Below are 21,812 nucleotides of genomic sequence, written 5' to 3'. Positions count from 1 at the left end.
CAATTCGCTAATGGAACCACATTACCTCAATATTAAAAACCTAAAGATTACAATTTTCCAAGCCTATTTATTTTGGGAAAACATTGACAAGAATTTGCAAAATATAGGTTTGCGCTTACAAAGCGGTGTGCGTGAAAAAACCGATCTAATTGTATTGCCAGAAATGTTTAATACAGGGTTTACCATGCGTGCTAAAGAAATGGCAGAAGAAATGGATGGCAAAACCATGCAATGGATAAAAAATACTGCTGCCCATTACGATTGTGTAGTAACAGGAAGTTTAATTATCAAAGAAAACGGAAAATATTACAACCGCATGGTTTGGGTAAAACCCGATGGCGAATATCAGCATTATGACAAACACCATCTTTTTGGTCTAGGTGAAGAAGACAAACATTTTACGGCCGGAAGCGAGCCTGTAATTGTAGAACTAAAAGGATGGAAAATTAGATTAGCAATATGCTACGATTTACGTTTCCCTGTTTGGCTACGCAATAAAAACCCAAATTACGACCTGCTACTGTTAGTAGCAAGCTGGCCAGACAAACGTTCTTCGCATTGGAGAGCCTTAATTCATGCAAGAGCTATCGAAAACCAAAGCTATGTAATTGGCGTAAATCGTGTTGGTCACGATGGCAACCAAATTTACCACAGTGGACATTCGATGTGCATAGATCCTTTTGGCAATACCGTTTATTACAAACCTGAGGACGAAGACCTATATACCTTCAGCATTAATTATACAGAATTGGAAAAAATTAGGAGACAATTTCCTTTTTTGAAAGATTCTGACGATTTTGACATCAACTAACATAGTGGATGTACAACAGACGGAAATTTATACAAACCACTGCGCTATCTGCCGCTGCCGTAGCATTAAGCAAAGCCTGCACTATTAAAAATAGTGGTGTAAACAAACCTATTGTTATTGCTACCTGGGATTTTGGCGTAGCGGCAAATACCGATGCATGGAAAATTTTAAGTAAAAATGGTAATGCCTTAGATGCGGTAGAAAATGGCGTTAAAGTAGCAGAGGCTGACGTTAAAAATCAAACTGTGGGCTATGGTGGCCGTCCAGATAGAGATGGCATTGTTACCCTAGATGCCAGCATAATGGATCATAATGGCAACTGCGGTGCGGTTATGGCACTTCAGAACATCAAACATCCTATCTCTGTAGCACGTTTAGTAATGGAAAAAACACCTCATGTAATACTTGCTGGAGATGGAGCCTTACAATTTGCTTTAGAACAAGGTTTTAAAGCTGAAAACTTACTAACCAACCTCAGTAAAAAAGAATGGAAAGAATGGCTAAAAACAGCAAAATACAGCCCAGTAAGCAATATTGAGAACCAATCCTATCAACAAGCTGCGCCAGAAAAACTACCCGGCAATCAGTATAATCATGACACTATTGGCATGTTGGCTTTAGACGCTCATGGAAACTTAGCTGGTGCCTGCACTACTAGTGGCATGGCTTATAAACTACACGGCCGTGTAGGTGACAGTCCGGTTATTGGAGCTGGTTTATATATTGACAATGAAATTGGTGGAGCAACATCAACGGGTGTTGGCGAAGAAGTAGTGCGCAATGTAGGCTCTTTTTTAGTAGTAGAGTTGATGCGTCAAGGCTATTCGCCCGAAGAAGCTTGTAAAGAAGCAGTAATGCGGATTATCAAAAAGAAGAAAGATAGCGCCAAAAACCTACAAGTTGGCTTTTTGGCCATCAATAAAAACGGAGATTACGGTGCTTATGCGATACAAGAAGGCTTTACTTTTGCAGTTTGCGATAACCAAAAACAAGATTTAATTGTTAAAGGCAAAAGTTACTATTAACCCCTAAATCCCCTAAAGGGGACTTAATAACTAGATGATATAATTATGAATCATAATAACAAAAGCCCCTTTAGGGGTTTGGGGTTAGAAATCTGTGCCAATTCTATCCAATCGGCTATTGCGGCAGAACAAGGCGGTGCAGACCGCATTGAACTTTGTACCAATTTAGCCGAAGGCGGCACTACACCAAGCTACGGACAAATTAAATGGTGTGTCGAAAACCTTAGTATCGAAGTCTGGCCGCTAATGCGTCCGAGAGGTGGAGATTTCCTTTACACGGATGCAGAATATGAAAGTGTTTTAGAAGACATATTTTTTTGTAAAAAAATAGGTTGCCATGGCATAGTTACAGGAATACTAAATATAGATGGAAGTATTGATGAAGAGCGTTGTGCCAAAGTTATAGCAGCGGCCTCTCCTATGCCTGTAGCATTTCATCGAGCTTTTGACATGAGCAACAATTTAAGTAAATCTTTAGAAACTATTATTGCTTTAGGCTTTGTAAGAATTTTAACTTCTGGCGGAAAGGAAAATGCTTTTGTTGGCGCAAATGAATTGGCAAAATTGGTTTTACAGGCAAATGGAAGAATTGAAATTATGCCAGGAGCTGGAATTAACGCTCATAATATTTCGGAAATAACAAAAATTACTGCTGCTAAAAGCTTTCATACAACAGCTAAATCAGTTGTAGAAAGTAAAATGCAATTTAGGAACGAAGCAAGTAAAATGGGCGGTAAAGATGCTGATGAGTTTAGCCATGAACAAACAGATGTTGCCAAGGTAAAGGAATTGTCTAGAATATTGAAAGAATTATGAAAAAGCCTTTTTAAAATTGAAATGTTTTTTTAACTGTTATTAAACATCTTTAAAATGAGATTAGTTCTATTTTTTTTATTATCTCCCGTTTTTGCATGGTCGCAAAATACAGCCCCGAGTTTTGCAAAAGGAAATTTTACAGATGACTACGGCATCAAATACACCATTAACGATACACTTTGGATACAACATCCAAACATCAAATACCATATTATTAAGTGGAATGAAAAAAAGCAATACCTAATTGCTAAGAATGGCTCTGGCCACAAAGCTGATGAAAGCAAATATACTCGTATAGATTTGATAACTTTTGAGGGTATGGCACCTTGGCAATGGGGATTTTGCCTTACTTCTTATAAAGCCAAAACTGATATAGAAGCAGAACAAACTGCCACTGCTGATAGAAAAAATCCAAAAAAAGGCTGCAACGGTTTTCCATTTTCGAGGATGAAGGTGGTTAACGAGCAGTGATTCTTCGTTTCGATAATAGCAAAGGTTTTTGTGTAATAAACCGGATTGAAGTGGTTATCCTTTTTGGAGTAGGAATTGCTTAACATCGTAAGTTTTGAAAACTTACGATGTTTTTTGTAGAAATGATAACAAAAAGATAATAACGAAAAGCCGGAGTATTGGTACAAAAGAACAACGACAAATGCTTTTCCAATTAATATTTTGCTCCTATTTATTGCCCATTAAAATTTGCTTAAAAAAACTATCTTTGCACAAAGATGAAGCATATACGTAATTTCTGCATAATTGCACATATAGACCACGGTAAGAGTACTTTGGCCGACCGTTTATTAGAATATACCAATACCATTTCGCAGCGTGAAGCGCAAGCGCAGTTGTTGGACAATATGGATTTGGAACGTGAGCGTGGCATTACCATTAAAAGCCATGCCATACAGATGAACTATAAATTAGATGGTCAAGAGTATGTGTTTAACCTAATTGACACTCCCGGACACGTAGATTTCTCTTACGAAGTTTCGCGTTCTATTGCTGCCTGCGAAGGGGCATTGCTCATTGTGGATGCTTCTCAGGGCATACAGGCACAAACCATTTCTAACCTTTATTTGGCTTTAGAACATGATTTGGAAATTATTCCAATTTTAAATAAGATGGATTTACCTGGTGCCATGCCAGAAGAAGTAAAAGATCAAATTATTGATTTAATTGGCTGTAAACGTGAAGAAATTATCCCTGCATCTGGTAAAACGGGTATGGGCATTCCTGATATTTTACAAGCTATTGTTGACCGCGTGCCTGCGCCAGTTGGCGAACCAGAGGCACCGTTACAAGCCTTGATTTTCGACAGTGTTTTTAACTCTTTTAGGGGCATTATTGCCTACTATAAAGTAGTAAATGGCGAAATTAAAAAAGGTGACAAAGTAAAATTCATTAATACTGGTAGAGAATATTTAGCAGATGAAGTAGGTATTTTGAAGCTGGAAATGTCGCCAAGAAACTCGGTTAAAACAGGTGATGTAGGTTATATCATTTCGGGCATTAAAGAAGCCCGCGAAGTAAAAGTGGGCGATACAATTACTACGGTTGGCAGGCCATCTTTAGAAGCGATCCAAGGTTTTGAAGAGGTGAAACCAATGGTATTTGCGGGTATTTATCCGGTAGATACCGAAGATTACGAAGAACTACGCGAGGCAATGCATAAGCTGCAATTAAACGATGCTTCTATTGTTTTTGAGCCAGAAAGTTCTGCGGCTTTAGGCTTTGGTTTCCGTTGTGGTTTCTTAGGAATGCTGCACATGGAGATTATTCAAGAGCGTTTAGAACGTGAGTTCGACATGACGGTAATTACCACGGTTCCCAACGTATCTTACAAAGCTTATACTACTAAAAGCGATGAAATTGTGGTAAACAATCCATCAGATTTGCCAGACCCAAGTAAGCTAGATAGAGTTGAAGAGCCTTTTATTAAAGCAAATATTATCACCAAGGCCGAGTTTGTTGGTCCGGTAATGTCGCTATGTATCCAAAAGAGAGGCATTATTGTAAATCAATCTTATTTAACTTCTGACCGGGTTGAGCTGGTTTTTGAAATGCCAATGGGCGAAATTGTATTTGATTTCTACGATAAGTTGAAAACCATTTCTAAAGGCTATGCTTCTTTCGATTACCATCAAGTTGGTTACAGAAAATCTGATTTGGTGCGTTTAGATATGTTGCTGAACGAAGAACCAGTAGATGCGCTATCTTCATTAATTCACCGTAGCAATGCCTACGACTTTGGTAAAAAGATTTGCGAGAAACTGAAAGAGTTGATCCCTCGCCAGCAATTTGAAATTAAAATACAGGCTTCTATTGGTGCTAAAGTTATTGCCAGAGAAACTTTAAGTGCTTTACGTAAAGATGTAACTGCGAAATGTTATGGTGGTGATATCTCTCGTAAACGTAAATTATTAGAGAAACAGAAAAAAGGTAAAAAGCGTATGCGCCAGGTGGGTAACGTAGAAATTCCACAGACGGCGTTTATGGCTGTTTTAAAATTAGATTAATTTAGATTTTAGTAATTAGATTTGAGATTTGAGACATAGTTCGCAATCTTACATCTCATATCACAAATCTTACACCTCATATCTCATATGCAATTATTAGACGGAAAATACGTATCAGAAAAAGTTAAAGTACAAATAGCGGAAGAAGCTGCGCAATTTTTAGCAGACACAGGCAGAAAGCCTCATTTGGTTGCCATTTTAGTGGGTAACGATGGCGGTAGCGAAACTTATGTGGCTAGCAAAATGAAGAACTGCGAGAAAGTTGGCTTTAAATCTTCTTTATATCGTTATGATCATACTGTAACCGAAGCCGAACTTTTGGACAAGGTTAGAGAAATTAACGCTGATGCTGATGTTGACGGTCTAATTGTGCAATTACCTTTGCCTAAGCATATCGATCCGGAGAAAGTTACCGAAGCCATTGACTCGAAGAAAGATGTAGATGGTTTTCACCCTATTAACTTAGGTAGAATGATGCGTAATTTGCCTTGCTACATTCCGGCTACACCTTACGGTATTTTGTTAATGTTGCACGCTTATAATATTGATACCACCGGAATGCACTGCGTGGTAGTTGGCAGAAGCAACATTGTAGGCAGTCCTATGAGTGTTTTAATGGCCCGTAATGCCAATCCGGGCAACTGTACGGTAACATTAACCCACAGTAGAACTAAAGATTTAAAGGAGCAAGTTTTGCAAGGCGACATTATTATTGCTGCTATTGGTAAAAAGAACTTTATTACTGCCGATATGGTAAAACCAGGCGCTATTGTGATTGATGTAGGTATTAACAGAGAGAGTTCTACTGAAACTAAATCTGGCTTTAAACTTTATGGCGATGTAGATTTTGAAAATGTAGCACCTAAATCTTCCTATATTACGCCAGTTCCGGGTGGGGTTGGTTTAATGACTATTGTAGGTTTGCTTAAAAACACATTGGCATCGGCCAGAAAAGAAATTTATCCATAAACTTGCGTTTTTATGGCCGCTTGCTTACAAGCAGAAGTTTTTTTTACAGTTCCAGAAACTGTTTAATTTTTAACAGAACGTATGTTATTCCTTAAACAGTTTCTCAGAGATTTTCTTCAATTAGCAAATTGATAATTCCATCTACCATACCTACTTTAGGTACAAAAATTTGTTTAATACCGGCCCATTTCATTACCGTTAAATAAATTTCGCACGCCGGAATAATTACATCGGCCCTATCGTGATTTAATTTTAAAATAGAAATGCGCTCTTTTAACGAATAACCACTTAAATCGTTATACATGCTTTTTAACTTCAAAAAAGTTAAGGGCATATCTTCCTTTTCGCCACTCATTTTAAACAGCTTGTTTATATTTCCCCCTGTACCAATACCTGCCATTTGCTTTAAATCCTTGGCATGTTTCTTAATCCATTCTTTCATCTCGTTCCAGGTTTCTTCTTTATCTTGGTTATCAAGTATGCGAATAGTGCCTAAATTAAATGATTTTGAAGCGACAGGTTGCTTGTTTACAAAAATAGAGAGTTCGGTACTACCGCCACCAACGTCTATATACAAATAGCTTTTTTTAATATCTAAATTTTCTTCGATATGGTTTGAGTAGATAATGCTGGCTTCGCGTTGCCCTTCTACAATTTCGATGTCTATATTGGCTAGTGCTTTAATTTTTTCGATCACCAGCTTTCCATTTGTTGCTTCACGCATGGCAGAGGTAGCACAGGCCAAATAGGCTTTAACCTGATAAACATCCATCAAATTCCTGAAAGCCATCATCGTTTTCACCAAATCGTCAATTTTTCTATCAGATAGCTTTTGTTCTAAAAAAGCATCGTCGCCTAAACGTAACGGAACCCGTATTAAGGTGTTTTTCTTAAAGCCATTTCCTTTTTCATGCTGGTTAATATCGGCAATTAATAAGCGTACTGCATTTGAGCCTATATCTATGGCGGCGTATCTTAACATTATTAGTAGTTGTTTTTTAGATAATTGTAAGTTTGAAATTGTGCCCTAACCTTAGTATTAGCGTTATTTTTACGATAGCGATTATCATTGTTCTTGTTAATAATCCTAGCCTTTACATTGTCTTGTAATTGCAGGTTAATAATATCTTGTATTTCTTCTTTAATATCTTTATCCAATACCGGGAAGCCCACTTCTACCCTATGTTCAAAATTGCGTGACATTAAATCGCCAGAAGAAAGAAACATGTTGTCCTTACCAAAAATAAAAACACGGGCATGCTCCAGAAATTTATCTACAATACTAATTACCGTAATATTTTCACTAAAGCCTTTTATACCCGGAACTAAACAACAAATTCCCCTTACAATAAGCTGAATTTGTACTCCAGCGTTGCTCGCTTCGTATAATTTCTCAATAATGCCTTCATCTGCCAAGCTATTTACTTTAAAAAGAATATAAGCTGGTTTGCCTGCTTTGGCCTGCTTAATTTCTCTTTCAATTAGGCTGTACAGTTTAACTCTAGAGTCTATTGGCGAAACAATAAGATGTTTAAAACCTTTTGCAACAGTTTTTTTGTTTAGCGCATTAAACAGTTTTAAAAGCTCTAAAGTAATTTCCTTTTTTGCGGTAAAAATACTGTGATCGCAATAAATACGTGCCGTTTTTTCGTTAAAGTTACCTGTTGACAGGTTGGCATAATAAGTTACTTTCCTTTTATCTACACGTTTTATCAGGCAAATTTTAGAGTGTACCTTAAAATCTGTTAGGCCATAATTTACATTTACGCCGCCCTCTAATAAGCGGTTTGTCCAAAAAATATTGGCACTTTCGTCAAAACGAGCTTTCAACTCTAAAAAACAATTGACCACTTTGCCATTTTTAGCGGCATTAATTAAAGCGTTAATTACTTTTGAGTTCTCGGCCAAGCGGTACAAAGTGATGTTAATTTCTGTAACCTTTGGATCTATTGCGGCTTCGCGTAGAAAAAGAATAATATAGTCGAACGATTGGTAGGGCAAATGTACGGCATAGTCTTTCTCCGCTATTTTTTTGAACAGGCTTTCGGTTCTATGTAAGCCCTTAATTTTAAGCGGTACGGTTGCAGGGTATTCTAAACTTTTATCGCCCACATTCGGAAAAGCAATAAAATCTCCAAAACGATGGTATTTATTACCGGGTATCAGCCCATCGGCACCAACCTTTAGCTTACTTACCAAAAAGCTCAACATTTCCAAGGGCATATCACTGTCGTAAAGTAACCGCATAGGTTTGCCACGCTTGCGCTTATCTATACTTTTTTTAAGCTCTTCAATAAATTTATCACTGATATTTTTGTCTATATCCAATTCGGCATCTCTCGTTAACTGAATAGAATAAGCCTGTATTTCATAATAGTTAAACACATAGAAAATATCATCCAAACAATATTTAATAATATCCTCTAAAAGGATGATAAACTTTAAATCGTTGGTTTCTGGAAGCACTAAAAACCTTGAAATGTTATCGGGAAGCTCTAGAATAGCATATTTTTTATTCTTGCCCGAGTTATTGGAAAGCTGAACGAAGAAGTACAAGGCCCTATCTTTTAACTCAGGAAAAGGCTTGTTTACATCAATCATAATTGGCACTAAATTCGATAGAATTTTATCCCTAAAATGCTGACGAACAAACTCTCCTCTTGCTACGTTAAGCTGCGTATGATTAAGTATAAAAATTCGTTTTTGGGCCAGTTCTGTAATTAAAGTATGTTGGAAAAGTGTTTCGAAACGACGCTCTAACTTTACTACAAGGTTTTTAATCTCTTCTAATACTTTTTTGGGATTAAAGCCCAACAAGGCCTTCGCTTTATCGTTTAAGTTAACCAAACGATTTAAAGAAGCCACCCTTACCCTATAAAACTCATCAAGGTTAGAAGAAAAAATAGAAAGAAACCTAATACGCTCTATTAAAGGTACAGTTTCATCTGCCGCTTCTTGCAACACGCGTTCGTTAAAATACAGCCAACTTATTTCTCTATTTAAAAATGGAAACTTCTTTTTGGTCATTGGGCTAATTACAAAACCTAAAAATGGTTTTTCAAATTGAGTGTTTTAATGTTAATTAACAATTAAGTTCAAGTTAACAAAAATTGATTATTTAGGAATTTAATAAGTAAAAACTTAGGTAAGTGAGCCCTAGCTAAGCCAGACTGTTAAATAGCAGTATCGTTTTTAGCCGATTTCGCATTAGAACGTTTTACCGCTCCAGTTTTTACAGATTCCTTTTTAGCCACAACTTTAATGGATGCAGATTTTTCAGCTACTTTACCCGCGGTAGTTTTAACGGCAGTAGCTGCTTTTTTAACTAAAGGTTTTACCTCTTGGGCTTTATTGGTTGCTTTTTTAACGGTAGTTTTTGCTGCTGCAGTTGCTTTTTTAACGGGTGCATTAACGGCCTTTGCTACTTTTTCTTCGGTTTCTAAAGCAGTTACTTTTACACTGCTTAACACAGGCTTGGCTTTTTTCACTGCTTTCTTAACAATTTTACTGGCCGCTTTATCTGACTTTTCAATCAATTTTGCAGCATCTTTTTTAAATTCTTTTGCCTTTTTAACCGCTTTCTGTTTTTTCCCAGAAGGAATACTATCTATTTTTTGTTCAATGCTTGCTTTAACTCCGTTAAAAGTTTTGGCAATTTTTTTAGCTACGGTTTTACTAGCTTTTGCAATATCGCCTCCTAAATTATCCACATTGTGACCTAAATTTTTAACTGCTTCTAAAAATTTCTCTGTTAAACTTTGCTCTAGCTGCTTTTTAACAGATTTTTTTGAGGACTTAGTCTTATTCGTTTTCATGTTTTAATTGTTTTTAAGTTAACGGACGGTTATGATTTTAGTTTTCTTAAGTATTGTTCCTTAATTTAAAATCACAATGTTTCATGCGCTTTAGAATTTAGAAAGTAATGAAATCACGCTTAATTTTAACAAATGATGGTGATGTCCTATTTTTTGTGTTTTTTTGTATTTAAATAAAATTATCAATTCTTTTCAATTTAAGCACTACAATATGCCAAGTTTCGATATAGTAAGCAAAATAGATGCACAAACTTTAGATAATGCTATCAACAATGCTAAGAAAGAAATTTTAAACAGGTACGATTTTCACACTTCTAAAAGTAGCATTGAACTTGATAAAAAGACCAATGTGATTACCATTTTAACCGAAGATGATATGCGTTTAAAAGCCATTACCGATTCTATTATCTCTAGAATGATGAAACAACATTTAGACCCAAATAGTTTGGATTTTGGCAAGGAAACTATCGCTTCGGGCAATATGATTAGAAAAGAAATTACGGTAAAAGAAGGGATTGATAGAGAAACTGCCAAGAAAATTGTTGCTAAAATTAAAGATAGCAAAATTAAGGTACAGCCCGCTATGATGGACGATCAGGTACGTGTGCAAAGCAAAAACATTGACGATTTACAAAAAGTAATTCAACTATGTAAAGGTGAAGATTTTGGGCAACCTTTGCAGTTTATTAATATGAGGAATTAGGTGAACTGTTTAATTGCTTCGCAAGCAAGCCCTATAACTGATCACTAATCGGCTACTCCTATCCGCTAAAAAAATGGAAATCAAAGAAAACGATTTTATTTTTTCAGACGACCGCAGTTTGGTTGACGTAAAGGCGGTACATCATTATTTAAGCACACAATCTTATTGGGCCAAAGATATTCCGTTTGAATTGGTACAACGCGCTGTAGAAAATTCTTTATGCTTCGGTATTTATAAAGACCAACAACAAGTTGGCTTTGCCCGTTGGGTTACCGACAAGGCAACTTTTGCCTATTTATGCGATGTTTACGTATCCGAAGAGTTTAGAGGCTTAGGTTTATCCAAAAAACTGATGTCGCTCATGTTGTTTCACCCGGATTTACAAGGCTTACGCCGTTATCAGTTAACTACTTTAGATGCACATGGTCTTTATGAACAATTTGGTTTTAAAGCGTTAGAAAATCCAGAAAGGCAAATGAGCATTGTTTTTAAAAATTTATATAGCCAAATGAAAAACGATTAGACCGTTTTTACTTCGCCTTCGTTGTAATCCTGAATATCGGTAACATAGCCATTCAAAATCAAGAAATCGAACAGAGGCTTAGCTTCTGGAGATACAGGCATGTTTTTAGTAGTAATTACGGTATTGGTTTTCTTGTCTAAAAAAGGATAAGCAAACAACCTTACGTTTCTGCTAAACATATCATTTACATAACTCAATAAATGTCCGGTGTAGTTTTCGCCAAAATTAGCCGAATTAAATACAAACTTTAAGTTGTTGATGTTGGTTGACATCCCTACGCTTTTTGGTTTACACTTATCTAAATATTTAGCTAATCTATTTTTGCGGGTAAAGTTAGAAACGATAACAAAATTGCCTGTTTTACACATTTCTTCTGCCCTTTTTGCCACCACTTCTAAATCAATATCATCTGGAGTTTCTTGTGCCGCCGTTAGTACGTTGGTAATTAAAACCTCAATCATTACAATAAGGTTGTTATCATCAACTTTGTTTACCAATTTAAACTGGTCTGTGGCTTTGTTAAATAAATTAAAATGCGGATTTGATTTTTGCCCATACTTAGTCCGTAAAATCATCACGTCTTTTTTGTAAAGCAAATCCTTAGCCTGACGAGGATGCGCATCTGCATCGAAAATAGCGGCAGTAGAAAAGTCTTTAACAATTAAGTACAGATTTAGCAGTAAATTGTTGATACCTTTAAAATCAGGGCCTTTAACAGAAATCAAATCAATTTCTACCGAGCCAACATTTAGGTTGTCCACCAAAGATTCGATCATCTTTTTAGGATCGTTGGTATAGTAAAAAGCCGCATAAACCAAGTTAACACCAATCATTCCCAACACGCGTTGTTGCATTTGCACGTCGGTATCTAATAAACGTACGTGAAAATAAATTTCGTTGGGCAAGCCATCTGGCTCACTTTGAAAACGTAATCCAACCCAACCATGCGGATCGTTAGTACGGGTATAATTTAGCGTAGTAACGGTATTTGCAAATGCAAAAAAAGTTTTGTCTTTGTGCTTCTCTCCTTGTAAACGCTCAATTAGTAACGAGTATTCGTGGTCTAGCATCTTCAGTAAACGGGTTTGACTTACGTACCTTCCCGTTTCTTCAGCGCCATAAATTTCATCACTAAAAGTCATATCATAGGCTGATATGGTTTTTGCAACAGTACCCGATGCGGCACCCACATTAAAAAAGGCTCTCGAAACTTCCTGTCCTGCACCAATTTCTGCAAATGTGCCATAAATTTGAGGGTTCAAATTAATTTTAAGCGCCTTACGCTTAATATCTATAATTTCTTGTTGCATGCTGCAAAATTACTAAAATAGCTCGATTAGCCGAAAGTGTCTTCCAATTTGGTTTGTTTCTAAACAACAATTATAAAAGCCACTGCTGCATAGATAATTTTAAAAGGGCAAGAATTAAATAGCTGTTTATCTTATAAACAAACAAGGGCAACATTTCTCAATGCGCCCTTGCAACCTTAAACCAAATCCACAAAAGGGGTTAATCAAACCATTGTATTATGAAACTACAATTTCTTTATGCGTATCTTTAGCTTGTTCTTTTTTACCGATGGTGATATTCAATATACCATTTACATATTCTGCATTAATCTTTTCTGCATCAATATCTTCTGGCAATACAAACGACCTAGCAAATGAAGAATATTGGAACTCCCTACGCGTATAGTCTTCTTGTTCTTCGGTTTGCGCTACTTTCTTTTCTGCCCAAACAGAAAGGTTATCTTTTTTCAATTCAATTTTAAAATCCTCTTTGGTTAATCCAGGGGCAGCCAGCTCAATTTTATAACTATTCGGGGTTTCTAAAATATTAACATGCGGCATTTTGTTGATACCATAGTTTTTATTTAATGCATCGCTAAACAAAGAATCGAATACGTTGTTAAAGTAAGGTGCGGTGTTTCTTGTGCTGTTGTTAAATTTTACTAAGTTCATTGTTATATCTCCTTTTATATTTTTTAATTTTTAACTGTATTCTCACTTATTCAAACCACATTCCAATTCAAAAAAATATGATATTTAAGACATTTTGGCGTAAAAAAGAAAATAAAAAAGACAAAAAGTCAGCCATAGAAATAAAAACTGATGAATTCAAGTACAGAACCGACCTAGAAATGCGTTTTACCGATCTCGATATGATGGGACACGTAAATAATGCTGTTTATTTTACTTACATGGAAATTGGAAGAACAAAATATTGGCAACAAGCCATTAATTGGGATTGGGAAAAGACCGGAGTGGTAATTGGGAAAGCCGAAAACACTTACATAAAACCACTTCATTTAAATGATAAAATAAGCATGTATGTACGTACTTCTCGTATTGGCAACACCAGTTTCGACCTAGAATACATTCTAGTTAAAATTAAAAATGGAAAAGAAATTATTTGCAGCAAAGGCAAAACTGTTTGTGTAGTTTACGATTACGAAACCAAAAGCCCAGTAACAATCCCCGATAAAGAAAGAAGAAAAATAATTGCTTTTGAGCAACTAGCGACAAACTAAACAAGAAAAATTAAATATTTTAGGATGTGGCCAAAAGCAAGCCACATCCTTTAGTATAATTCGCCAAACTAAAAAATTACCATATTGCAAAAACCTCGACGCACCCGCCCTCATAATGCCTCCAATTTTTATCCACCACTAAAAGTTAAGATAAACTGCTCAAAAGTTTGATTAGCTGGCCAAACCGACAATCGTACTTTGTTCTACAAAAACCATAGATTTTATCAGTTCAAAAATGACTTTTATTAAGGATTTGTTACGATAATATCTGCTTTTAAATACTTACCTTTGCGGCATTAAAAATGCTAGCATTCAATGAGCTTAAACATCCATTATCAAGAGAACTTTAAAGACCGGCATATTGCGCCAAATGAGGCCGATACTAAGGCGATGTTACAAACTGTAGGTGTAAACTCTATCGACGAGTTAATTGAGCAGACAGTTCCGGCGACTATCAGGTTAAAGCAAGGTTTAAATTTGCCCGAAGCAAAATCTGAGGTTGATTACCTGACAAGCTTAAAACAAACAGCTTCTTTAAACAAAGTTTTCAAATCTTATATCGGACAGGGATATTACGACAACATCACCCCTGGTGTAATTTTACGTAACGTTTTCGAAAACCCAGGATGGTACACGCAGTACACGCCTTACCAAGCAGAAATTGCGCAAGGTCGTTTACAGGCTTTGTTAAATTTCCAAACCATGGTAATTGACCTAACGGGAATGGAGATTGCAAATGCTTCTTTGTTAGACGAAGGTACGGCTGCTGCTGAGGCGATGTTTATGCAATACAGCTTGCGTAAAAAAGAGCAGGGCAATAAGTACTTCGTTTCTGAAGCTATTTTCGCTCAAACTATTGATATTTTAAAAACTAGAGCTAATCCTTTCGGTATTGAATTGGTAATTGGCAACCACGAAACTTTTAAGCCTACGGCTGAGTTTTTCGGTGCAATTGTACAATATCCGGCAGGTAACGGCGAAGTTTATAACTATAGCAATTTAGCAACTGCTTTACACGCACAAAATGTGAAGTTAACGGTAATTGCAGATTTATTAAGCTTAACGCTATTAACTCCTCCAGGAGAATGGGGCGCTGATGTGGTAGTTGGTACAACTCAGCGTTTCGGTATCCCAATGGGATTTGGCGGCCCACACGCTGCTTTCTTTGCAACTAAAGACGAGTACAAGCGCTCAATTCCAGGTCGTATTATTGGCGTAACCATAGATAGCAACGACAATTATGCTTTACGTATGGCCTTGCAAACCCGCGAGCAACACATTCGTAGAGATAAAGCAACTTCGAACATTTGCACAGCGCAAGCTTTATTGGCAATCATGGCTGGTTTTTATGCTGCATACCACGGTCCAAAAGGCTTAAAGTTAATTGCAGAACGCACACACGGTTTAACTATTTCTCTAGCAGAATCGTTAAAAGCAATTGGTTACAGCGTAAGCAACCAAGCATATTTCGATACTATTGAAGTTGAACTAGGCGATTTAAAAGGTGCTATCCATAAAGATTGCTTAGACAACAACATTAACTTAAACTATCAAGGCACCAAAGTAACAATCTCACTAGACGAAACTACCAACTTCGAAGACGTAAGTTTATTGGTTCGTATCTTCTCTAAAGTTAAAGCCATTGCTACTGATAGCGTAGTTGTAGTTGATAAAGTAAGCACTACTATTCCAGCTGAATTACAACGTACTTCTGCATATTTAACACACCCAGTGTTTAACTCGCACCACTCAGAGCACGAGATGTTGCGTTACATAAAATCATTAGAAACTAAGGATTTATCACTTTGTCACTCGATGATTGCTTTAGGTTCATGCACCATGAAATTAAATGCAACCACAGAGATGATCCCGGTAACTTGGCCAGAGTTTGGAAAAATCCATCCTTTTGCTCCTGCCGATCAAGTTTTAGGATACTACACTGCATTTGATGAGTTAGATAAATGGTTAAGCGAAATCACAGGCTTTGCTGCGATGAGTTTCCAACCAAACGCTGGTGCGCAAGGTGAGTACGCAGGTTTAATGGTAATTAGAGCTTACCACCAAGATCGTGGCGACCACCACCGTAACATAGCCTTAATTCCTGCTTCTGCACACGGTACCAACCCTGCTTCTGCAGCCATGGCCGGTATGAAAATCGTAGTGGTAAAATCTACCGAGAAAGGTGAAATTGACGTAGAAGACTTGAAAGCAAAAGCCACAGAGCATGCAGAAAATCTTTCTTGCTTAATGGTAACTTACCCATCTACCCACGGTGTGTTCGAAGAAAGTATCATCGAAATTTGTAAAGTAATTCACGAAAACGGCGGACAGGTTTACATGGATGGTGCCAACATGAACGCTCAGGTAGGTTTAACTAGCCCTGCTAATATCGGTGCCGATGTTTGCCACCTGAACTTACACAAAACCTTCTGTATTCCTCACGGTGGCGGTGGTCCTGGTATGGGTCCAATTGGTGTGGCAGCACATCTAGTGCCTTACTTACCTGGTCACGCAGTGGTTGATATTGATAAAGGGAAATCTATCCCTGCAGTATCTTCTGCACCTTGGGGTTCGGCAAGTATCTTGTTAATTTCTCATGCTTACATCGCTATGATGGGTGCTGAAGGTTTAACCAATGCTACCAAATATGCCATCTTAAACGCCAACTACATGAAAGCTCGTTTAGAGCAACACTATCCAGTTTTATATGCTGGTGCAAATGGTCGTTGCGCACACGAGATGATTTTAGATTGTCGTGGTTTCAAAAACTTCGGTATCGAGGTAGTTGATATCGCTAAACGTTTAATGGATTATGGTTTCCACGCTCCTACGGTTTCTTTCCCAGTGGCTGGAACCTTAATGGTTGAGCCTACGGAAAGTGAGCCTAAGCACGAGTTAGACCGTTTCTGCGATGCTTTAATTGCCATCAGAAATGAAATTAGCGAAGTTGAAGCTGGTACTTTAGATAAAGTAGATAATCCATTGAAAAATGCACCACACACTGCTGCTGTCGTAACCGGAAACGATTGGAACCACGGTTACAGCCGTCAAACTGCTGCTTTTCCGCTACCTTACGTAGCTGCTTACAAATTCTGGCCTTCGGTAGGTAGAGTAAACGATAGTCATGGAGACCGTTCTTTGATTTGCGCTTGCCCTCCGCTAGAAAGCTACATGGAAGAAGAAGCAATGGTTTAAACTCAACACGTCATTGCGAGGAGGAACGACGCGGCAATCTATATCGTCGAAACTCTTAAATGAATAAAACATCAATAGCCCGGACAATTTGTTCGGGCTATTTTTTTAGACTTTCTTGCGTCATTTCGAACGCATGTGAGAACCACGAAGTGCTCAGCGAAGCTAAATCTGAAAGTTAAACGCATCTCCTGAGCAAATTAGTAACGATCTCAAATGTTTGTCGCCCTACTTTTGAGGTATTTCTATTTCTTGAAAAGCAATAGCAACATTTCATTTTAATGTTCGTCCTGTCTGTCCGGATTTTCATCGGGGCTGTACGCTACTATCTTTTTATTTCTACTGCCTTTCACTATTTGTAATGCTGGCTATCGAAGCATTCACTAACGTACAATCTTTCGACAAGCTCAAGATGACACCCACAAAAAGTATATCCGCTTCCATCAGGTTTAGAAAAATATAAGTTGTGCAGGAAACTCGGATTTAATAGAAATACCGCTAGTTTTAACTAGATTAGTTTTTATTACCTATTATTATAAGATTAACACTTAAACATCTTAATAAACTTCTATGACAAACAATGTTTATTTTAGATATAAAGAACATCCTGGTGATTTATTCAGGAGCACGGAACTAATTAAACTTCCAAATCCTGATGAAGATTTAGAAAGCTTTCTTATTCAATTTTTAAATAATTATCAATCCGATCAGAGGATTGCCTATCTCAATGATTTGTACAAACTCGAAGACGAACAATTTTATGATGAAATACCCCAAGAAGGATCTTCAAGTGACTTACCGTATAAATCGAATCAAGAAATAAAAAGCGAAATTTTACTTTTAGAGAATAAACTAATAAATGAAGCTTTTTAAAATTTTTATCACTTCATTTTACTCAAAAAAATTGATTTAATTACTAATATAAGGAATGTTTAAACATTACAAATTTTTATGCTTTTTGCGATTTTAAATTAATATGACGAATCCAATTAGAGTAACTTGTGCAATTATAGTTCATAAGAATAAAACACTTGTAGTTCAAAGAAGCAAAACTATGAAGCTCCCACTAAAATGGGAATTTCCCGGAGGTAAAATTGATTTTGGTGAAACAGAAGAAGAATGTATATTGAGAGAAATAAAAGAAGAACTAAATATAAATATCGATATAGTTTCACGATTGACACCCTCACCACATAAATATCCAAACATTTCGATAGAACTTATACCATTTATTGCTCAATTTAAAAATGGTTCAATAAGCTTAACTGAGCATAAAAAATATCTTTGGCTAAAAAAGGGAAACCTAACTGATTTAGATTGGGCGGAAGCTGATTTACCTATTTTAAAAGAATACTTAACCTTATGAATGAAGGAATTTACGAAGAACTGGTTACCAAACTTGTTTCCCTGAAGCTTGAAGAAGTTAATAAGAATACATTTTATGTTAACAAGGCATCCATAGATAAAGAAGAAGCTGCAACTATTCTTTCAAAACATCTTGGCCAGACTATAAAAACCGCTCTAAAATCTGTTAGTGGAGAAAATCAAATTGAAGTTCAGATTGATATAGCCAATAAAATTATTTTATTTCTAAAGCAAGAGTTAAATAAAGAAGATTTTACAAATGATTTAATCGAAATCGAAGGTGAAATTTTAAAAGCTGTTTTTTCAAAAGTTGATGCTCATTTTGCAGATTTTAATCTGCATTTAAAGGAGATTACCCCTTATACAAGGCTAACGCATAGTGAGTTGTTTACTGGGGGAAATGCTGGGTTATCTTTGGAAAGCGAACTAAAAAAGGAAATTTTATCATCCAACCAAATAGATTTATTGGTTTCTTTTATAAAATTTAAAGGGATTATTATTTTAGAAAGAGAGTTAAAAGAATTTACCAATAGAGGCGGGAAATTGAGGGTAATTACCACAACATACATGGGAGCGTCCGACTATAAGGCGATTCAACTTTTATCAAATCTTGAAAATACAGAGGTGAAAATATCTTACAATTCAGGCAACGAAAGACTTCACGCAAAAGCATATTTGTTTAAACGCAAAACTGGTTTTCATACAGGGTATATAGGTTCTTCTAACTTTTCTCGATCTGCACTAACTGATGGTCTAGAATGGAATCTGAAAATCACAACGAAAGAAGTTAGCCATATCATTGATAAATTTCAGAAAACATTTGATTCCTATTGGCAAAGTGATGACTTTGAAATATTTGATGATAGTATACACAAAGAGAAATTAATTACTGCTCTTAATCAAGGAAGGATAAATAAAATAGGTGATTTAAACATATCTTTTTTTGAGATTAAACCCTTCCCATTCCAATCTGAAATATTAGAAAAATTAGAGGTTGAACGCACTTTACATAACCGAAATAGAAATCTAGTTGTAGCTGCAACTGGAACAGGAAAGACAATTATTTCCGCTTTTGATTATAAAAGATTTAAAAACGAAAATAAAAGAGCTAAGCTACTTTTCTTAGCACATAGAAAAGAAATTCTAGTACAATCTATTACAGCTTACAGAGGAGTTTTACGAGATAATAATTTTGGCGAATTATGGGTTGATGGTCTAGTGCCTGACAATTTTGAATATGTTTTTGCTTCTATTCAAACTTTAAACAATCGCCTAAACGAATTAAATCTATCTCCAGACTATTATGACTACATCGTTATAGATGAATGTCATCACTTAACTGCTAGCAGTTACAGGAGCATAATTAACTATTTTAAACCAAAAGTACTTCTAGGTTTAACAGCTACGCCAGAAAGATTGGATGGTGGAGACATTCAGGAAGATTTCCACCATAAAATTGCTGCTGAAATTAGATTACCTGAAGCACTAAACAGAAAACTGTTGTCTCCTTTTCAGTATTTCGGAATTACTGATAGTATTGATTTATCTAAAGTTGGGTGGGAAAAAGGTAAATATATAGCTAGTGAATTGACCTCGCTTTACACAGCGAATAATAGAAGAGTTAGAGAGATTATTGATGCGTTAGATAAATACACAAAAGATGTTAACGATGTTTGTGCCTTAGGCTTTTGCGTAACTATGGAACACGCCAAGTTCATGGCTGAAAAATTTAGTTTAGCCGGACTAAAAGCGGATTACTTAACAAGCGCTAATAATGGAAATAGAAATGAAATAAGAAGCAAATTATTGAAAAAAGAAATCAACTATTTATTTGTAGTTGACATTTTTAATGAAGGAGTTGATATTCCAGAAATTGACACGGTATTATTTCTTAGACCAACCGAAAGCCTTACTATATTTTTACAACAGCTTGGTCGTGGCTTGCGTCTTTCTGATAATAAAGAATGCTTAACTGTTTTAGATTTTGTAGGAAACTCAAGACCAGAATACGATTTCGAAAATAAGTTTAGGGCTTTAATTGGTAAAACTGCTACAACTGTAAAAAAAGAGATTGAAGACAATTTCCCCCACTTGCCTTTAGGTTGTTCCATTATTTTGGAGAAAAAGGCTAAACAAACCATACTCGAAAATATTACTGCTGCAACATCGCTGAACCGAAACCAATTGATAAAGAAAATTCAAAATTTTCAGCATCAAACAACCTTAGAACTCAATTTGAAGAACTTTGTGGAATTTCACAATATTCCACTACAGACAATTTATAAAAAAGGTGGATGGAAAAGACTTTGTCAAGAAGCAGGTAAGATTGAGAATTTTGAACAAACTAACGAAAAACAAATCATTAGTGCCATAGGAAATAAATGGTTATCGTCTGCGTCTGCAAGCTATTTTCAATTCATTTTAAGTTTAGCGAAAGGGGACTTTCAATTTTCAACTAATGATTTTGATGAAAAGGAAACAAAGATGCTTTTGATGTTGCATTATGATATATGGTACAATGCTGGCGGCTTTACTTCTTTAGAAAATAGCATAAAAGCCATTGGGGCCAACAAAACACTAGTTGCTGAAATAATAGAGGTACTTGAGTTGATGATTGATAAAATTGATTTTAAAGAACTAGAAATTCCATTGCCTTACAATCAGCCATTAAAAATACATTCGAGGTATACGAGAGATCAAGTTTTAGCTGCTTTTAATCTTAGTACATTTGAAAGAAAATCACCAAGCAGAGAAGGTGTTGCAGAAAATAAAGATTTAAACACAGAATTACTTTTTATCAATTTAGTTAAATCTGAGGAAAATTTCTCTCCAACAACGATGTATGATGACTATGCAATTGATGAAATCCTTTTTCACTGGCAAAGTCAAAACTCAGCTGGACCTGAAACGACAAAGGGCATTTCATACATCAATCACCTAAAACACGATAAGAAAATACTTCTCTTTATTCGCGAGAAAAACAAAGATGAGTTTGGAAATACAATGGGGTATGTATTTGTGGGTGAAGGTAAATTGAAAGAGCATTATGGTGCTAAACCCATGAACATCAAATGGGAATTACAGGAACCCCTACCCAACTACCTTTGGAAAGATGCAGCAAAATTAAGAATAGGATAATGTCAAATTAAACCTTTAATAAACTCATTTCCCTCTTATTATTATATTTTTGTAAAAATAGGCTTTATTTTTCATGCTTATTTTTACCTTTTTGGTAAGAATAAGAGAATTTTAAACAATTTTTAGTCTTATTTTAGCATGTGAGGAATAATCAGTCGTCAAACAACGATTAATGTTTTAATGAATTGAAAATAACTAAAAGTACTTAATTCCTCCCCCTGCCCCCTCGCAGAGGGGGATATGCAAAACGCTTAAACTACATGTGTCCACCGCTGGCGGGGGAATTAAAGGGGGTGGTAAAGATGTGGGTATATGGTAGTACCCTATCCAAAGAACAAGTAAGATTTACACCTTTATAATTACTTAAACAATATTTCGAACCTTATGAAATAACCTTACTTGGCACCTA

At 36.1% G+C, this 21,812-nt stretch carries 18 protein-coding genes; 13 read left to right on the top strand and 5 right to left on the bottom strand.

What is annotated here, in order from left to right:
• The first annotated feature begins 10 nt into the window (after nt 1-10).
• From B3I52_RS02370 to B3I52_RS02345, 6 genes are all read left to right on the top strand, one after another.
• Nucleotides 11-811, top strand: coding sequence for a nitrilase family protein (locus B3I52_RS02370; protein WP_293298214.1), 801 nt, complete (start codon nt 11-13; stop codon nt 809-811).
• A gap of 8 nt (nt 812-819) precedes the next feature.
• Complete coding sequence (locus B3I52_RS02365; RefSeq protein ID WP_293298211.1) at nt 820-1,836, top strand: N(4)-(beta-N-acetylglucosaminyl)-L-asparaginase; 1,017 nt, start codon at nt 820-822, stop codon at nt 1,834-1,836.
• Between the two features lie 45 nt (nt 1,837-1,881).
• Nucleotides 1,882-2,652 (top strand): copper homeostasis protein CutC, encoded by a 771-nt coding sequence (locus tag B3I52_RS02360; RefSeq protein WP_293298208.1) that lies wholly within the window; start codon nt 1,882-1,884, stop codon nt 2,650-2,652.
• A gap of 54 nt (nt 2,653-2,706) precedes the next feature.
• The gene (locus B3I52_RS02355; RefSeq protein ID WP_293298205.1) at nt 2,707-3,123 is read left to right on the top strand and encodes a hypothetical protein; all 417 of its coding nucleotides are present in this window, start codon (nt 2,707-2,709) and stop codon (nt 3,121-3,123) included.
• Between the two features lie 257 nt (nt 3,124-3,380).
• Nucleotides 3,381-5,168: a translation elongation factor 4 gene (gene lepA / locus B3I52_RS02350; RefSeq protein WP_293298202.1), complete on the top strand. Its 1,788-nt coding sequence runs from the start codon at nt 3,381-3,383 to the stop codon at nt 5,166-5,168.
• A gap of 87 nt (nt 5,169-5,255) precedes the next feature.
• Nucleotides 5,256-6,137, top strand: coding sequence for a bifunctional 5,10-methylenetetrahydrofolate dehydrogenase/5,10-methenyltetrahydrofolate cyclohydrolase (locus B3I52_RS02345; protein ID WP_293298199.1), 882 nt, complete (start codon nt 5,256-5,258; stop codon nt 6,135-6,137).
• Between the two features lie 103 nt (nt 6,138-6,240).
• Here the strand turns inward: B3I52_RS02345 and B3I52_RS02340 are convergent, their stop codons facing one another.
• From B3I52_RS02340 to B3I52_RS02330, 3 genes are all read right to left on the bottom strand, one after another.
• A complete protein-coding gene (locus tag B3I52_RS02340) occupies nt 6,241-7,119 on the bottom strand; it encodes an exopolyphosphatase (RefSeq protein WP_293298196.1) in 879 nt (292 codons plus the stop codon).
• 2 nt (nt 7,120-7,121) lie between these two features.
• On the bottom strand, nt 7,122-9,164 hold the full coding sequence (gene ppk1, locus B3I52_RS02335) for a polyphosphate kinase 1 (protein ID WP_293298193.1): 2,043 nt from the start codon (nt 9,162-9,164) through the stop codon (nt 7,122-7,124).
• 146 nt (nt 9,165-9,310) lie between these two features.
• Nucleotides 9,311-9,952, bottom strand: coding sequence for a hypothetical protein (locus B3I52_RS02330; RefSeq protein WP_293298190.1), 642 nt, complete (start codon nt 9,950-9,952; stop codon nt 9,311-9,313).
• Between the two features lie 211 nt (nt 9,953-10,163).
• On the opposite strand from B3I52_RS02330, the gene B3I52_RS02325 reads away from it, so the two are divergent.
• Both B3I52_RS02325 and B3I52_RS02320 read left to right on the top strand, forming a co-directional pair.
• Nucleotides 10,164-10,655, top strand: a complete 492-nt coding sequence (locus tag B3I52_RS02325) for a YajQ family cyclic di-GMP-binding protein (protein ID WP_293298187.1) — start codon at nt 10,164-10,166, stop codon at nt 10,653-10,655.
• A 73-nt stretch (nt 10,656-10,728) separates the two neighbouring features.
• Nucleotides 10,729-11,178, top strand: a complete 450-nt coding sequence (locus tag B3I52_RS02320) for a GNAT family N-acetyltransferase (RefSeq protein ID WP_293298184.1) — start codon at nt 10,729-10,731, stop codon at nt 11,176-11,178.
• On the opposite strand, the gene B3I52_RS02315 is transcribed toward B3I52_RS02320, so the two are convergent.
• Together B3I52_RS02315 and B3I52_RS02310 are read right to left on the bottom strand one after the other, a co-directional pair.
• Nucleotides 11,175-12,488: a nicotinamide mononucleotide adenylyltransferase gene (locus tag B3I52_RS02315; protein WP_293298181.1), complete on the bottom strand. Its 1,314-nt coding sequence runs from the start codon at nt 12,486-12,488 to the stop codon at nt 11,175-11,177. The two genes, B3I52_RS02320 and B3I52_RS02315, sit on opposite strands and share 4 nt — an antisense overlap.
• 216 nt (nt 12,489-12,704) lie before the next feature.
• Nucleotides 12,705-13,139 (bottom strand): Hsp20/alpha crystallin family protein, encoded by a 435-nt coding sequence (locus B3I52_RS02310; RefSeq protein ID WP_293298179.1) that lies wholly within the window; start codon nt 13,137-13,139, stop codon nt 12,705-12,707.
• Nucleotides 13,140-13,216: 77 nt separating this feature from the next.
• Between B3I52_RS02310 and B3I52_RS02305 the strand changes: the two genes are divergently transcribed.
• The 5 genes from B3I52_RS02305 (at nt 13,217) to B3I52_RS02285 (ending at nt 21,403) form a co-directional block, all read left to right on the top strand.
• The gene (locus tag B3I52_RS02305; protein WP_293298176.1) at nt 13,217-13,708 is read left to right on the top strand and encodes an acyl-CoA thioesterase; all 492 of its coding nucleotides are present in this window, start codon (nt 13,217-13,219) and stop codon (nt 13,706-13,708) included.
• Nucleotides 13,709-14,023: 315 nt separating this feature from the next.
• On the top strand, nt 14,024-16,903 hold the full coding sequence (gene gcvP / locus B3I52_RS02300) for an aminomethyl-transferring glycine dehydrogenase (RefSeq protein ID WP_293298174.1): 2,880 nt from the start codon (nt 14,024-14,026) through the stop codon (nt 16,901-16,903).
• Between the two features lie 567 nt (nt 16,904-17,470).
• On the top strand, nt 17,471-17,773 hold the full coding sequence (locus B3I52_RS02295) for a hypothetical protein (protein ID WP_293298172.1): 303 nt from the start codon (nt 17,471-17,473) through the stop codon (nt 17,771-17,773).
• Nucleotides 17,774-17,876: 103 nt separating this feature from the next.
• Nucleotides 17,877-18,266, top strand: coding sequence for a (deoxy)nucleoside triphosphate pyrophosphohydrolase (locus tag B3I52_RS02290; protein ID WP_293298169.1), 390 nt, complete (start codon nt 17,877-17,879; stop codon nt 18,264-18,266).
• On the top strand, nt 18,263-21,403 hold the full coding sequence (locus tag B3I52_RS02285) for a DUF3427 domain-containing protein (protein ID WP_293298166.1): 3,141 nt from the start codon (nt 18,263-18,265) through the stop codon (nt 21,401-21,403). The genes B3I52_RS02290 and B3I52_RS02285 overlap by 4 nt, the downstream gene beginning before the upstream one ends.
• Nucleotides 21,404-21,812: the final 409 nt, after the last annotated feature.

This window comes from Pedobacter sp. UBA4863 (genome assembly GCF_002399615.1).
Lineage (GTDB): Bacteria > Bacteroidota > Bacteroidia > Sphingobacteriales > Sphingobacteriaceae > Pedobacter.
This window is presented reverse-complemented; position numbering and strand designations above follow the sequence as displayed.